Genomic DNA, 16,026 nt, shown 5'->3' on the forward strand with positions numbered 1-16,026 from the left:
GGAAGTAAGAACTTTTCCCCCCTGCACCCTGCACCCATTCGGCTACGCTCACGGCAAGCCTGCCCCCTGTCTCTTCTTCCCCTCTGCCTCTTCGGTAAACAGAAAAAATGCCTAGTCAACTTGAATTTATTTTATGTTATGTATCACTAATATTAGTTATTTTGTAACAAATCATACAAAAACAGGGAGTGGGGAGTGGGGATTGGGACACTTCGGCATACTTCGACTTACTTCCCACACTTCCCATCGGTTGCTATACCTAGAAGGAAGGGGCTTTACACCGATTTTTTGGTAAAATTTTAAATTCAGGAAAAAATTTGCAGATAATTAAAAAGTCAGCACTAAAGAAATGGTGACTGAGGTGCAAAATTCCACCAAGGATAAATTTAAGTGACTAGAACAAATTCCGAATTTTTGGCTAACTCCGACCCGGCGATCGCCGAATTAATTAATCAAGAACTACAGCGCCAACGAGACCACCTAGAGTTAATCGCTAGCGAAAACTTTACTTCATCTGCTGTATTAGCAGCCCAAGGTTCAGTATTAACCAATAAATACGCTGAAGGATTACCCGGTAAGCGTTACTATGGCGGTTGTGAATTTGTCGATCAAGTGGAGCAAATCGCCATCGACAGAGCTAAACAGCTATTTGATGCGGCTCACGCCAATGTTCAACCCCATTCCGGCGCACAAGCAAATTTTGCAGTTTTTCTGACATTGCTGCAACCCGGGGACAAAATAATGGGGATGGATTTATCACATGGGGGACATCTTACCCACGGTTCCCCGGTGAACGTTTCCGGTAAATGGTTCCAAGTTTGCCACTATGGTGTTAGCCAAGAAACAGAACAGCTAGACTACGAACAAATTCGAGAGCAGGCGCTGAGGGAGCGTCCCAAGCTCTTAATTTGTGGATATTCCGCCTATCCCCGTGTGATTGATTTTGCTAAATTCCGCAGCATCGCTGATGAAGTGGGCGCTTACTTACTCGCAGATATTGCCCATATCGCCGGTTTAGTCGCTAGCGGTTTGCATCCTAATCCCATTCCTTTCTGTGATGTAGTGACAACAACTACTCATAAAACCCTCCGTGGCCCTCGTGGTGGGTTGATTTTGACCCGTGATGCAGAACTCGGTAAAAAGCTGGATAAATCTGTTTTCCCTGGTACTCAAGGCGGACCGCTAGAACACGTAATTGCAGGTAAAGCAGTAGCTTTTGGTGAAGCACTGAAGCCGGAATTTAAAGAGTATTCTGCTCAAGTAATTGAAAATGCCCGCGCCTTGGCCAGTCAACTGCAAAACCGTGGTTTAAAACTAGTGTCAAATGGTACAGACAATCATTTGATGTTAGTAGATTTACAGAATATTGGATTGACAGGAAAACAAGCTGACCAATTGGTGAGTCAGGTGAATATTACCGCCAATAAAAATACAGTTCCCTTTGACCCGCAATCACCATTTGTTACCAGTGGTTTGAGATTAGGTTCTCCAGCCATGACAACACGGGGTATGGGTGTCACAGAATTTACAGAAATTGGCAATATTATTGCTGACAGACTATTGTCGCCTGATTCTGAAACAGTAGCCGCAGATTGTCGCCAACGGGTAGCCGCATTGTGCGATCGCTTCCCCTTGTACTCACATCTCCAAATTCCTGTACCAGCCTTAGCATAAGGTATCAACGAGGGGGGAGGGGGAAGAAGAGGCAGGGGGCAGGGTGCAGGGTGCAGGGGGGAAGAAATACCCAGTCCCCAATCCCCAGTCCCCAGTCCCCAATCCCCAGTCCCCAATCCCTACTCCCTACTCCCCATCGTCGAATAAAGCCCTACCCAAACGCTGTAAAACTACAAGCGATCGCCCAGCTACAGGAATTGATTTATCATCAATATAGCGTTTACCTCGTTGTACAAAGCGTGGCTTAGTGGTGTCAATAATCGTCAGCCACTCCCAATTCTGCAACCCTTTGGGAAGAGAAAATTCCAACATTTCATGGTGAGCATTAAAGCACCACAAGAAAGAATCATCCAGAATGCGTTCCCCCCGTGGCCCAGGAGTAGCTATTTCTTCACCATTCAAGAAAATACCAATAGCCTTAGTAAAACCTTTATTCCACTGTTCCTCTGTCATCTGCTGACCATCGGGATTAAACCAACCAATGTCATGCACCCCAGAACCGTGAATAGCCCTACCTTGGAACCACTTCCGTCTCCGGAAAACTGGATGCTTGCGGCGAAAATCAATCAGCTGACGGGTGAAATCTAACAGCGCCTCATTTTCCTCTGGTAAATCCCAATCTAACCAAGAAACTTGATTATCTTGACAGTAGGTGTTGTTATTACCGCCTTGAGTCCGCCCCATTTCGTCCCCCATCACCAACATTGGTACACCTTGGGAAAGTAACAAAGTAGCGAGAAAGTTCCGCCGTTGCTGTTTCCGTAACTTGCGAATTACCGGATCATCAGTTTTCCCTTCTGCACCACAGTTCCAAGAGCGGTTATGATTTTCCCCATCCCGACTGTCTTCTCCATTAGCCTCATTGTGTTTTTCGTTGTAACTGACTAAATCATTCAGCGTAAAACCATCATGGGCTGTGACAAAATTAATACTAGCACTGGGATTGCGCCCGTTTAACTGATACAAGTCAGAACTACCCGTAAACCGATAGGCAAATTCTGCCAAACGACTATCTTCACCCCGCCAAAAGTCGCGCACAGTGTCCCTATATCTGCCATTCCATTCCGACCATAGCAGAGGAAATTCACCCACTTGATAGCCACCTTCACCCACATCCCAGGGTTCAGCAATCAATTTCACCTCTGCTAACACCGGGTCTTGGTGAATGATATCAAAGAAAGCCGCCAGCCTGTCAACTGCGTAGAGTTCTCGTGCTAGTGCTGAAGCTAAGTCAAAGCGGAAACCATCAACGTGCATTTCCAGCACCCAGTAACGCAGACTATCCATAATCAGTTTCAGCACCTGGGGATGGCGCACATTTAAAGAATTACCGCAACCAGTGAAGTCCATATAATAACGAGCATTTCCATCCACAAGGCGATAATAAGAGGTATTATCTATACCCCGCAGAGATAAGGTCGGCCCTAAATTATTGCCTTCCCCAGTATGGTTGTAAACTACATCTAAAATCACCTCAATACCGGCTTTGTGTAGTGCTTTTACCATCTGCTTAAACTCTTTTACCTGCTCTCCTTGACCCGGATTCGCACTATAGCCAGTGTAGGGAGCCAGATAACAAATAGAGTCATAACCCCAGTAGTTTCTGAGTCCTGTATCTACCAAGTGTCGGGGGTATGCCAGATAATGATGAACAGGCATTAATTCCACAGCTGTCACACCCAAAGATTGCAGATGAGAAATACTAGCCGGATGTGCGAGGCCAGCATAGGTTCCCCGTAGCTTAGAAGGAATTTCTGTGTGTAGTTTGGTAAAACCTTTAACATGGGCTTCATAAATTACCGTTTCGTGCCAAGGGGTCTGTAACAATTCATCCCCTTCCCAATCAAAGGATTCATCCACAACTACGGCTTTTGGTACGAGGTGCGCGTCATCCAGTTCCGAAAATCCCAAATCCTCTTGAGGATCATCCCAGCGATAGCCAAAAATTTCTTCCCCAAAACCGATTTCGCCATCTAGTGCTTTGGCGTAGGGGTCTATTAGCAGCTTATTGGGGTTAAAGCGATGCCCTTCTTGGGGGTTAAAGGGGCCGTGTACCCTAAATCCATATCGTTGTCCAGGGACGATTGCAGGTACGTAGCAATGCCAAGTAAAGTTACTAACTTCTGTGAGAGTGAGTCTAGTTTCTCTATCTTGCTGGTCAAACAGGCACAATTCAACTCCTGTAGCGTTTTCGGAGAATAGAGCAAAGTTAGTGCCTTTACCATCCCAAGTTGCTCCTAAAGGATAGGGTTTACCAGGCCAGAGAGAAAGATACATATCTTCGAGCTTCCTTGAAGGAAGAAATACACTTACTTCAGTATGAGACTAAGTGAGGAATTAGGGCAATACCAGTTTGTTTATTGTCTTGTATGGGGGAGGAATTTATAAAACTAATCTAAATTAACTGGAAATAGGATTATTAGGTAACATTATTTACGGTATGAAAGCCCATAATCAAGTATGAATAAACTCATTGTCAATTACTGATATTTAACAGATGGTTTTAAATAAAAGTTTGTTAGCTTTTATAGCTAGTATAATTGTTAGTTTTTTGATGATAAATTTAATCAGAAGTTGGAATTTACCTACTTTTGTAACTTTCAGTATGGCGATTTATGCCAGTTATATTTTGATGTTCTTGGCTATGTTACATCATTATATTTCTCAATCGAAAAAGGTCAAATAAAATATATAGCTGGGGAGTGGGGAGTAGGGAGTAGGGTAAAAGCCTTTCGGGGTCTAACTTTTATGATGAGTTTATTTCCTAACGTCCTTGGCGATTGCTATAGCAATCCCTGCAACTACTATCAGGATAAATAGTATAAGCCTGCATCCTACCTCTTATTGTCTACAAGGAAGTACGATAAATTTGTAGTTGTCTTTTCAAAATTCATAAAAATGTCTTTACGTCACACTTTATCAACACCTGATATTGATCTTTCTTATTTAGAGTGGAAGCAGGGTAAAGAACCTTTGCTGTTGTTACATGGTTTAGCTGATAACGCTTTGGTGTGGTCTAGTTTGGGAGATTACTTAGGGGCAGATTATCACATAGTTGCGCCGGATATGCGTGGTCATGGTGAAAGCACTAAACCAGAAGATGATTATAGCTTTACTAGTGCGATCGCAGATTTAGAAGCCTTAATAAATCATTTGGGATGGACTTCTGCACACATTGTCAGCCACTCATGGACTGGTAAACTAGCGGCTATTTGGGCGAGACAAAATCCAGAACGGTTACGCAGTATGGTTTTAGTTGACCCCATTTTTATCTGGAAAATGCCCAGTTTATTGCAATTAAGTTTTCCTTTGTTATACCGTTTCTTGTCTTTCCTCAAAGGTATGGGACCTTTTGCTAGTTACGCAGAAGCGGAAACACAAGCGCGTCAGTTAAAGCAATATGAGGGCTGGACTAGCTTACAACAGCAAGTATTTAAAGCCGGAATTGAACAAAAACCAGATGGGACTTGGGGGAGTAAATTTACTATCGCCGCCCGTGATGGAATTTTTAATGATGTTATGTGTGTTCCTGGTTTTATTGAATCTGTTGCTACTCCTAGCTTGTTCATACAGCCAGAAAAAGGTCTAAATCGGCAAAATTGGCAAATCAAACCTTATAAAACCCACCTGAAAAATTTCCGCCTGTTGCAGGTTCCTGGTAATCATTGGCCGTTTTTGACGGAACCTGAAGCCTTTAATCGCGCTATAGCTGAATTTTTAGCAGAATTTAAGTAGGTCAACAGTTATCAAGGGTTAAGCGCAGCACCACCCAACTTACATTTACTGAACCCAATCCCAATCATGAGTCTTTGTATTAATCCCGTTTGTCCTCAACCACATCACTCAGGTAATCGAGACCGTTTTTGTAAAAGTTGTGGTTCTCCCTTGGAATTGCTAGGACGTTATCGGGTGATAAGTCTGTTGAGTGAGAAAAATGGTTTTAGCAAAGTTTATGCTGCTGATGAACAAAGTACACCCAAAATCCTGAAAGTACTTGATCAACAGTTTTCCCATGATGCTGAAGCAGTGGAAATATTTTGCCAAGAAGCATCACTGTTAGAATGTCTGAATAATCCAGATATTCCCCCATTTGCAGGTTATTTTCAATATCAAACTAGAAATGGTTTAATTCTGCATTGTATTGTCATGGACAAAATTGACCAACCGCAGTTAGACGGGTGGTTACAGCAGCAAAACGGTCTAATTTCCCCAGCAGCATCTGTGGAATGGTTGAAACAATTTATCCCTATAAATGTGGTTAATGGTTCTCAAACTGATGTTAGTTTACCCCATTCTTCTAAGGATACTGAAAAATTACCTCTCACAGCCCTGTTTTCAGCTTTTATAGTTGCTTTGAGTTTACTAGGTTTAACAGCTTGGGCAACACTTTTACCCCAGTTTAGTAATTTATCAAAATCTACACAATCACCGCAAAGGAAAGGTATGGTTGATTATTTTGGTTATCAGGAAGGTAGGGATAGTCAAGGTAAGGTTGCTAAGTTTAATATAGCTGTTTTGTCAGTTAAATATAAATGGTTAGCTGGGAGTAATTTTCAACTTAAATATAATCAGAAAACTATTAGTATTGATGTTTTAAATTTACAGCTAGAGCAAGGGGGGATTCAGCAAATAATGACTGAGCCTAATGAAATTATTGCTGTGGGTATGGCTAGTTGTGGGGGAAATCCAGCAGTTCAAGAACGGAAGGCTTTAGAACGCTCTCAGCAAATTAAAGGTTTAGCAACTAGGTTATTTAGTAATACACCCAGTGTCCAAGGCTATCGTTTATTAAATCTGGGTCAATTTCAAGGTGTTAATTGTGAGGACAATCAAAATTTAACTGCATACCAAGGAACTGTGATGATTATTGGTGTGAAGGAAGCTTCAGCAGGTGTGATTCTCGATGAGGCTTTACGGGATAGGTTAGAAAATAAACCTTTTGCTGATTTTAAGTTAGAAGATTATTCTTTGGGTTCGGTTAAAGATTTTACTACTATAGCTGGGGAGTAGGGAGTGTGGGGAGTGTGGGGAGTTGTTTGACTGATATAGCAACCGCCAAGGTAGTTAGGACATTTCCTGTTCCCTGTTCCCTTAAAACCACAATTATGATGTCCTAACCAATATGTCCGTTATTATAGTTTAAATCAGTTACAAGGTAAGTGGATGCTAAAAGTAGCTCCTAGTCCTTTTCCTGGACTATCTGCGGTAATAGTACCTCCGTGTAATTCTACTAAATGACTGGCGATCGCTAAACCTAGTCCTAAACCAGTGTGTTTACCACTACAATCGGCTTGACGATACCTTTCAAAGACGTAGGGGAGAAATTCTGGGTCTATACCGCTACCTGTATCACTAACTTGGATGAGAATTGTAGACTGATCAGTTTTTGCCAGTTTTACTCTAATCTTCCCACCAGATGGGGTAAATTTAATGGCGTTGGCGAGTAAATTACCTAAAACTTGTAACAATCGGTTAGTATCACCCATAATCGGGGGGATGGTTTCTTCTATGAAAGATTCTAAATAAATATCCTTCCCATGAGCGGAGGGGTAAGCAGTTTCCACAGCAGCTTGAACGACGTTGACTAAATTGACTGGGTAAACTTCCAGATGCAATTCACCTCTGAGGATGCGAGACATATTCAATAGGTCTTCTAGGAGTTTAGCCTGACACTGGGCATTGCGTTCAATGGTTTCTAAGGCGTTGTTTATGGTATCAGGGTCTAGTTTGCGAGTTCGCAGCAATTTCGCCCAACCGAGAATAGCATTTAGTGGCGATCGCAAATCATGAGATACCATAGCTACAAACTCATCTTTAGTTTTATTAGCTGTCTCAGCTATGGCGCGGGCGACTGTTTCCATCTGTAATAGTCGGTCTCGTTCGGCTTCCAATTGCTTGCGGTCATCAATATCTGTACTAGTCCCAAACCACTGCACTACTTTTCCTTGTTCATTCTTAATGGGGACAGCTCTAATTAAATACCAACGATAGCTACCATCAAATTTTCTGTAGCGAATTTCCTGTTCATCAGGTTCTCCTCTTTGCAAAGCCTTCATCCATTCCGAAATAGCCAATTGCATATCATCTGGATGGATAATTTGTTTCCAGCCAAACCCTAAAGCTTGGGAAATCCTCTGTCCAGTAAATTCACACCATCGTTGGTTCACATACTCATATTCACCATGAATATTGCAAATCCAAACTATCTGCGGAATTAAATTAGACAAATAACGGTAGCGTTCCTCACTGCGTTGTAACTTCCGACTCAAATGAATATTTTTAATTGCTGAATGTATAGTTGACCGCAAACGCTCCCCTGTAGTTTGTCCCTTAACTAAATAGTCTTGGACACCACTTTTCATTGCTAGTACCGCCACAGATTCGTTACCATAACCAGTTAACATAATTACTGCTGGCATGATATTCTGTGATTGCTGTTTTAATTCCGCCAAAAATTCCAAACCATCTAAATCTGGCAGTAAGAAATCTAATAAAATCGCATCAAGGTGAAATTGCCGACATAATGTTAACGCACCTTCTCCCGATTCTTCTTCTAAAATTGTGTAAGTGTATTCTTGATCTTGCAGTAAATAACGACGATAAGCCAGGCGATCTTCAGGACAATCATCGACAATTAAAACAGTTAGCGGTTGCGCCATAACTAGTTGTTAACAGCATTAGGAAGTATGACAATATCCAGCCAATAAGTAATGAAAGTTTGAATAGTTTCCACCAATCTATTAATATCGATTGGCTTCAACATATAACTAGCAACGTAATAGCCATAACATATCTCTATATCTTTAGGATTAGATGATGTAGTAAATACAACCACAGGAATATATTTTAATTTTTGATCTTGCTTTATTTGTCTTAGTACTTCTCGCCCATCAGTTCCCGGTAAATTTAGATCGAGCAAAATTAGAGAGGGACGGGGAAATTTATTACTATCATTATAAATCCCGGTTTGGTAGAGAAATTCCAAGGCATCATCACCATCTGTACACCGAAAAATGGGATTAATTACAAGTTGTTTTTTCATAATTCTACTAAATGCTTCAAAGTCTTCATCGCTATCTTCAACTACTAATAAAGGTTCGGCAAAATTACCAATCATGGTGTTTATAAAACTTTCTAATGGAATAAAACATATTTAACAGGTAGCTATTGAAAAATCAAGACCTACTTTCATTGACTCCCTGCAATGTGAAATAAAAAGTGCTACCTTCGCCATAGGTTGAATCTAGCCAAATTTTACCTCCATGTCGTTCTACTATTTTTTTAGCAATAGTCAATCCCGCCCCAGTACCACCGCCATATTTGCTTGGTCCGTGCAGTCTTTTGAAAATCCTAAAAATTGCTTCAAAGTGTTTATCTCGAATACCAATTCCATTATCTCGGACGTAAAATGTAGTTGGTAAAAGTGGTTCATCTATATAACCAATGGAAATCCATTTTTCTGGTTTGTCGTTGTATTTAATAGAATTAGCAATTAAATTATTAAAAACTTCTCCAATTTGGATGCGATCGCAATACACTGTTGGTAGTAGTCTAGGAATGCGAATATCGATATTCATCTCCTCAATCCGAGCGGTGAATAAGTCTAAACTGCTATGTACCACATCATTTAGATTTGTTGGTTGCATGGAAAGATCCACTCTGGCCAAACGGGAAAAATGCAGCAGTGAATCAATTAAGTCCTCCATACGCTGCGTCAAACGAATCAAGGTTTTTAATTTCGTTTTACCTTCTTCATTAATAGTATCACCGTAATCTTCCATCAAGAAATTTGAATAATTGTGAATACCGCGCAGTGGTTCTTTTAAATCATGAGAAGCTATATAAGCAAAAGCATCTAATTCATGATTACTCCGTTCTAATTCCATATTTAGCTGCGCTAGTTCATCTGCTTTCCGTAGTACCACGCCAATAATTGCACTTCTCAACTCTAGAGCTGCATTCACTTCACAGGACTTCCAGGGATGGGATTTTAATAATACTATTTCTTGCCATAAATCAAAGGATTTTCGAGGAGATATACGGATACTACCATTTTCTTTTACTTCTACAGGTTTACGCGGATTTCCTCCCCAATTTACCGTTTGTACAACTTCTGGGCGAAACCATAAAACATAGTTTTTTTGACTTTTGGAAATGGAAAGTGCTATCAAACCGCTAGCGACATCTCGCAGTTTTTCCCCTTCTGAATAAACTTGTGCCAGGGAATCAGTGTAGAAAATTTCTTCATGCTGGTTCTGGTTGATCCATTCTACTAAATCTCGAATATCTTCTTGTCTAGGAGTTTTACCAACTGTGGAGTATTTACCCTCAAAACACACGGCTGCTCCTTCAGCATTCACCAGATTTAGCAGATTTAGTTCATTATTAATTAAACCGTCAATAAAGTTATTTTCTAGTGACATATACTCCACTAACTGGGAATGGCAATATTTTAAATTTATCTTATATTCTATATCTTCACTCTCTTCTTTAGCAGCCATTTCTAAAGATATAATTTGCCCCAAAAATTCACAGGCGTTACGAATTTCATAGGGAATATATTTAGGTAATTGATGATGACAGGCTATGAGTCCCCAGAGGTTGCCATTTTTCATAATGGAAATTGACATGGATGCACTCACACCCATATTTTGCATATATTCAATGTGTAAAGGTGAAACACTCCGTAATACTGATCTGCTCAAATCTAAAGGTGCATTAGTTACAGGATTATTGCTGGGTATAATTAAGGCAGGTTGATAATTGATATTAGGTATAATTCTGAGCCAATTTTGGCTATAAAGTTTTCTGGCTTGAGCGGGGATATCAGATGCTGGATAATGTAAGCCTAAATAAGATGTTAAATATTCTGGTTTTTCTTCGGCGATAACTGTACCGTGCCAATCTTGATCAAATCGATAGAGCATGACTCTATCAAACCCAGTAATTTCTTTAATTTCTTTAACAATAATTTGACTAATTTCTGCTAAATTAGATGCAGATTGTAATTTGGAAATTGCTACCTTGATTAAATGATAAAAAGTAAAAAATACATGACTTTTTTTTGCACTTGTCGGTTCTAATTCTAAAATTAATAGTCCATCGGAACGGTGAAGAATACCATCAAATTGACCAGGATTATTCTCTGCTGTATGAATGGTTAATTCAATGGGATTAAAACTTACTATTTCTTCCTGTTTGAGAGCATCTTTTAATAAATTAATTTGGTCTAATTGCAATAAAATATTGAGATTTTTCTTTAAGAGTTCATGCGGTTGTAAACCCAATAAACTAAATGTATTATCGCTGACTTGCAGAATAGTTAAATCTGGTTCTTTGAGAGTAAAAATAACTCCATGTGGTTGAATCAAGCCAGGAGTATGAATTGGATCTTGATTACAGTTACTGATATCAAATTGGAGCGGGATTGTAATATCGTTGGTACTCACGTTTAAATCCTGGTGATTATAAGTAGTCTTAAAATATTCGATGATATTCTAGGACAGCAGTTGTTTTCAGTTTTTCAACCATTTTTAATTCTTAAATATTCCCTATTCCCAGGATAACTATAGTAGAGAGATAATTAATGTGACTCATCCTCACGACTTATACTTGTGTGCAACCGCAGTTCACAATTCATGTAAAATTGCTCTATTTTCGTGTAAATCGCTATTTATCCAAGTGTAAATAAAGTTTACCGAATATTAATTAATATTAAAATTTTGCCAATAATCTGGATATAATTGACAATTTGTATAATTGGTGACTAAAAAAATAGCAAAATTGCTAGAGAGAAAGTAGCTGGCAGATTTGTTTGGTGGTAAAAAAATGATGCGATCGCAGTAAAATTGCCAGTGAAATGGTGTGTATTACAAGTCATTAAAATTTTTCCCACACCCAATGATTGATCGCAAATTTGCTGAATTTTGGCCATGTCAATAACTAATTTGCTCAGATTGGTATGTTGGTGGCTCGATATGGATTAAGATCCTCACGGGATTAAAACGTTGTTCTAATCGCCTTTCTACTTCTTCCGTAATTAGATGTGCCGTTTCCACATCCGGTGCGTCTACGATTAAATGCATTTCGATGAAGACTTGGCGACCGAGAACACCCCGTGAGGCGATGTTATGACAATTAATCACTCCTGGGACAGCAGTAGCGATCGCATGAATTTTTTGTGGTGCGATCGCCATTTGATCTACAAGCCAAGGTAAATTGCTTTTCACAACCGATAAACCAGTCCAAAATACCAACAAAGCCACAGGAAAAGCTAACACCACATCCAGCCATTGATAACCCAGCCAAACCCCTATTAAACCGCCAATTACAGTTATAGTTACCCAAACATCGCTCATGGTATGTGCCGCATCAGCAATCAAAATGGCACTACCAACCCGCTTACCTACACCACGTTCGTAAAAAGCCACAAAAATATTCACACCCAAGACAATCAGCAATAACCACAACTCTACAGGGGATATATTAACTGGTTCAGCACCCGCCATTATCCGCTCAACAGCACCCTGGAGAATTTGCCAGCAGGCTATGGCTAAAAAAGCTGCAATCCCTAAAGCCCCCACAGCTTCAAATTTCTGGTGTCCGTAAGGATGTTCCATATCCGGTTGAGGGGCAGAATATTTAGTAGCAACTAATCCTAAAATATTGTTAGCCCCATCAGTAACACTATGCAACGCATCGGCTAACAAGCTTAAAGAACCTGTCATGTACCCCAAAAATCCTTTCAATGCAATCACTAACAGGTTCAGTAATAAGGTAATTATTAACACCTTTTGCACTTCGCGGCGGTTGTCGTAAGTCATAAAACAGATTAAAAATTTGTTTCCATGACTACTAATATAAAACTTTCAGTGGAAATCAAGTATGTCAAAGTCTTATGCAGTCAGAGTTATATCTGTCTCTAGACTCCGGTTTTTTATAGCTTTAGTGCGATTAATTATAACTAAAATTTTGCTTTATCCCTGAGATATATAGGCGATCGCCATCACTATTACAGCCGATAATTATCATTAATCACAGTAATTTTTGGTATAAACTTGTTCACACAACCATGCCCAAATTTACTCAATGGCGGGAAACCTCCGCATTAAAAACTTCCTCTTCCGGTAACATAAGTAATGATCAGTAAGTCTTCACAAATAACTCATGTCTTCAACTCCTCTGACACTTAATCTACTTGAGGGTTCTGTGTCCTTCAGTTTTTCACCCCAAGCTGCACAGGAATTAAAGGTAGCAACGGATCAATTAATGGTAAGTCTCAAAGCTGTGGCTAATAAACCCACACCCGGAGGCGGTAAAGTTACTCCTCAACCTCCTCTGGAATATCGTCACACTGGAGAAGTATTTTTAGAAGTTTTTTGTAATCCTAATATTTGGCCGACTCCCTTTGCTGCTAAAGTCTTACTGACTATCCGCAATCTCAACATTCGCCTAACTACAGAAGCGGAACTAACGCGCCTAATTGAAGACGTTAACCAATATTTAGAGCAAGTAGGTTGATCATCAAAAAATTAGCGGGGGAGTTTAAGATGTTAAGCTACCCCGTTGACATACTTCCTCATCCTAAAATCTGATATTATCTGATTGAATATAGCAAAAATTAAGTTAAAAAAACGATGAACAACAGTAAGTAATTGTTCGTTTATTGAGTGCTGTTGATCTGCTTCAACTTCAGCTTTCATTTGCTGAGTGTGAAATATAGACACCCAAAGTAAACTCCCAATTCCCCATCTAAATCACAGACTATTTAGTCGTTCTCCCATTGTTCACGACCAATCAGATCGCCAATGCGATCGCGTAGTAAAAAGTCACATTTTTCTAACTCACATTCCACACAAACCCACTCTCTCGCTGGGATGTATTGGCAGAGGGTATATATTGGCTGTTGTCGGCTGACCATTCCTCTTTCCACCAGTCGGCGTGCTTCATCTTGGATCACGTCCAAAGAGTAGTAAGAGTAGTATTGAATAGAAGGCACCGTATTGACACTCATGGTTTTTACTCACAAAGTTTACAAGTAGATAGTGTTCCCATAAAATGCTGAGAACAAACATGACAAAGATTACACTTGTGGCTAGGATTTTGTAGTTTGCTATACGGAACTGATTTTATTTTGACGCTATATACCTTCAAATTATCTAAAGAAATGTTAAGAATGTCAACAAATCCTGACTACTAAGAAAGATTTCCCGGAATTTATGTTCCTAGTGTAGTTAAGTTAACTTGTTATTACCATAGTTTGACTCGTCTTAACTAAATCTCAAGGTCTGGCTGCTATTAACTCGAAACATAGTTATAGTGTGCAATACCCTGGTATAATGACCGCTTTTTACCCTCACCTCCTTGGCATGAGCGCTAATTTTTAGGCAACATATCATACTTTGGCTGAATTGACACCTAAAACCACCAAAAATTTAATCCTTTGCTGACTGGACTCAGATAAACCTCATATCGGCTTCAGGGTGTTAAGTTTTTGGCCCCTTGATATTTCCTCTATACCAGAGGGGAAGCTGTATGAAAGGGATGGTATCAACTCACTTATTCAAACAAATCATCATCTTCATCAGTAGTATGATCACCTGCTGTCAAATTTTGGGGCGATCGCTCATACTCCAACTTATTCAACAGCGATAGTACCTTAGTACCCCGTTCGATGGAATCATCCTCAATAAAAATCACTTCTGGGGTACGACGCAGCCTGACCCGTGAACCCAGTTCACTACGAACAAAGCCCGTTGCTGATTTTAAGCCAGCCATAGTTTCTGACTTCGCTTCTTCTGTACCATAAATACTCACATACACCTTAGCGTGTTGAAGATCGCCAGAAACATCTACATAGGTAACACTTACCATTCCCGTACCCACACGATCATCCTTAATACCGTGGAGTAGCATTTGGCTAACTTCCCGTTTAATCAACTCAGCAACGCGGGAAATGCGGCGATTAGTAGCCATAAAATCCTGCCTCCTCACAGAGGTTGTACAACATAATAGATATCAATTGGGGAAAACAGAGATCAACGCATTCCATACCCATAGCTACTGCCTATGGATCAAAAACCTCATACCTTCAGCTTAGACTGCACTCAAGCCCAGCATAGCCCGGACAGTGAGACTCACAAATACAAGGCTACCCACGAGGAAACCCAACAGAGCTATCAAAGTTACAGGGCGTTTTAACAGTGGCATTAAAGGCTCAATGGTGTTGAGAAACACCCCTAATAGGATAGTAATAAAGTAGCGGGGGTAGCGAAAGACGTTATCCCAAAATCCGTCAAACATTTGAATATAGACTGCCTTACTATACAATTACATTTGTTTTGATATCTATACAATTGTAATCTATGCCGCCCAAAAATTACTCAACTCCGATAAAATATGCTTCGGCGGCTATATTTGTTATATTGAGTAGCTGAGTTTTTGAGTTCAACTGCAAATAAATGGTAAGTCAAATCCCCAAAGAAACTTGCCCGCGTCCCTTTCTCAAGTGGGCAGGGGGGAAAGGTCGGTTAATCACACAATATATTGACTATTTTCCCAAGCACTATAAAACTTACTACGAGCCATTTTTAGGTGGTGGAGCTATTTTTTTCTATCTTCACCCTCCAGCAGCCCGATTAACTGATATTAACGCCGAATTAATTACTACTTATCGCTGTGTCAGAGATCATGTTGAAGAGTTAATCTCTTTGTTGCAAGCACATCAAAACAAGCATAATAAAGACTATTACTATGATGTGCGAGCCTATCCTGAAGGTAATGATATCGAAAAAGCGGCTCGGCTCATATATTTGAATAAAACCTGTTTTAATGGACTTTATCGAGTTAATTCCCAGGGTAAATTTAACGTCCCCGTGGGAAGATATAAAAATCCTAGTATTTGTGCTGAGAATATCCTCAGAACTGCTTCAGCCGCCCTTTCCACCTCGGAAATCGAACAAGCTGATTTTACAAATATCCTCAATTACGCCCAGAGTGGTGATGATTTTGTTTATTTTGATCCCCCATACTATCCTCTCAGTGAAACCAGCTATTTTACAGCCTATAGTAGCTATTCCTTTGGGGAAAATAAACAATTGCAACTCAGAGATATATTTGCAGAATTAGCCCAGCGTGGAGTCAAAGTTATGTTATCTAATTCCGATTGTGAATTTATTCGTAAACTTTATAGCGACTTTAATATTCACACAATATCAGCCACAAGGTCGATTAATTCTAATGCCAAAAAACGCGGAAAAATTACGGAAGTGTTAGTTACTTCTTATTAAAGGTAATTATTAAGTAGGTGGGCGAGGCAAAACCTAAATGTATAAAGCAATGTTAAGAGGAGAA

Annotated in this window: 14 protein-coding genes; 5 read left to right on the forward strand and 9 right to left on the reverse strand. The window is 40.0% G+C overall.

Annotated elements, in window-relative coordinates:
* Positions 1-390: 390 nt before the first annotated feature.
* Positions 391-1,674 (forward strand): serine hydroxymethyltransferase, encoded by a 1,284-nt coding sequence (glyA, locus tag ACM0OP_RS14785; protein WP_414529184.1) that lies wholly within the window; start codon positions 391-393, stop codon positions 1,672-1,674.
* A gap of 126 nt (positions 1,675-1,800) precedes the next feature.
* Here the strand turns inward: glyA and glgX are convergent, their stop codons facing one another.
* Positions 1,801-3,951 carry a glycogen debranching protein GlgX gene (gene glgX, locus ACM0OP_RS14790; RefSeq protein WP_414529185.1) on the reverse strand — a complete coding sequence of 717 codons (2,151 nt, stop codon included), beginning with the start codon at positions 3,949-3,951 and terminating at the stop codon, positions 1,801-1,803.
* 621 nt (positions 3,952-4,572) lie between these two features.
* On the opposite strand from glgX, the gene ACM0OP_RS14795 reads away from it, so the two are divergent.
* Together ACM0OP_RS14795 and ACM0OP_RS14800 are read left to right on the forward strand one after the other, a co-directional pair.
* Positions 4,573-5,409: an alpha/beta fold hydrolase gene (locus ACM0OP_RS14795; protein ID WP_414529186.1), complete on the forward strand. Its 837-nt coding sequence runs from the start codon at positions 4,573-4,575 to the stop codon at positions 5,407-5,409.
* Positions 5,410-5,475: 66 nt separating this feature from the next.
* Positions 5,476-6,684, forward strand: coding sequence for a 4-Cys prefix domain-containing protein (locus ACM0OP_RS14800; RefSeq protein ID WP_414529187.1), 1,209 nt, complete (start codon positions 5,476-5,478; stop codon positions 6,682-6,684).
* Between the two features lie 134 nt (positions 6,685-6,818).
* On the opposite strand, the gene ACM0OP_RS14805 is transcribed toward ACM0OP_RS14800, so the two are convergent.
* The 5 genes from ACM0OP_RS14805 to cdf31 form a co-directional block, all read right to left on the reverse strand.
* Positions 6,819-8,333 (reverse strand): hybrid sensor histidine kinase/response regulator, encoded by a 1,515-nt coding sequence (locus ACM0OP_RS14805; protein WP_414529188.1) that lies wholly within the window; start codon positions 8,331-8,333, stop codon positions 6,819-6,821.
* 2 nt (positions 8,334-8,335) lie between these two features.
* Positions 8,336-8,791 carry a response regulator gene (locus tag ACM0OP_RS14810; protein ID WP_414529189.1) on the reverse strand — a complete coding sequence of 152 codons (456 nt, stop codon included), beginning with the start codon at positions 8,789-8,791 and terminating at the stop codon, positions 8,336-8,338.
* A gap of 58 nt (positions 8,792-8,849) precedes the next feature.
* On the reverse strand, positions 8,850-11,123 hold the full coding sequence (locus ACM0OP_RS14815) for an ATP-binding protein (RefSeq protein ID WP_414529190.1): 2,274 nt from the start codon (positions 11,121-11,123) through the stop codon (positions 8,850-8,852).
* A gap of 317 nt (positions 11,124-11,440) precedes the next feature.
* Complete coding sequence (locus ACM0OP_RS14820; RefSeq protein ID WP_414529191.1) at positions 11,441-11,608, reverse strand: hypothetical protein; 168 nt, start codon at positions 11,606-11,608, stop codon at positions 11,441-11,443.
* 1 nt (position 11,609) lies between these two features.
* Entirely contained in the window at positions 11,610-12,497 is an 888-nt protein-coding gene (gene cdf31, locus ACM0OP_RS14825; protein ID WP_414529192.1) for a CDF family zinc efflux transporter Cdf31, read from the reverse strand.
* Positions 12,498-12,840: 343 nt separating this feature from the next.
* Here cdf31 and ACM0OP_RS14830 point away from each other — a divergent pair, with 343 nt between their 5' ends.
* Positions 12,841-13,194 carry a hypothetical protein gene (locus ACM0OP_RS14830; protein WP_414529193.1) on the forward strand — a complete coding sequence of 118 codons (354 nt, stop codon included), beginning with the start codon at positions 12,841-12,843 and terminating at the stop codon, positions 13,192-13,194.
* A 247-nt stretch (positions 13,195-13,441) separates the two neighbouring features.
* On the opposite strand, the gene ACM0OP_RS14835 is transcribed toward ACM0OP_RS14830, so the two are convergent.
* The 3 genes from ACM0OP_RS14835 to ACM0OP_RS14845 form a co-directional block, all read right to left on the reverse strand.
* Positions 13,442-13,687, reverse strand: a complete 246-nt coding sequence (locus ACM0OP_RS14835) for a DUF4327 family protein (protein ID WP_414529194.1) — start codon at positions 13,685-13,687, stop codon at positions 13,442-13,444.
* 545 nt (positions 13,688-14,232) lie between these two features.
* Positions 14,233-14,649 (reverse strand): 30S ribosome-binding factor RbfA, encoded by a 417-nt coding sequence (gene rbfA / locus ACM0OP_RS14840; RefSeq protein WP_414529195.1) that lies wholly within the window; start codon positions 14,647-14,649, stop codon positions 14,233-14,235.
* Between the two features lie 120 nt (positions 14,650-14,769).
* Positions 14,770-14,976 (reverse strand): DUF751 family protein, encoded by a 207-nt coding sequence (locus tag ACM0OP_RS14845; RefSeq protein ID WP_414529196.1) that lies wholly within the window; start codon positions 14,974-14,976, stop codon positions 14,770-14,772.
* A gap of 158 nt (positions 14,977-15,134) precedes the next feature.
* Between ACM0OP_RS14845 and ACM0OP_RS14850 the strand changes: the two genes are divergently transcribed.
* A complete protein-coding gene (locus tag ACM0OP_RS14850; RefSeq protein ID WP_414529197.1) occupies positions 15,135-15,962 on the forward strand; it encodes a DNA adenine methylase in 828 nt (275 codons plus the stop codon).
* The last annotated feature ends 64 nt before the right edge of the window (positions 15,963-16,026 follow it).

The organism is Nodularia chucula CCY0103 (assembly GCF_963923915.1).
Taxonomy (GTDB): domain Bacteria; phylum Cyanobacteriota; class Cyanobacteriia; order Cyanobacteriales; family Nostocaceae; genus Nodularia; species Nodularia chucula.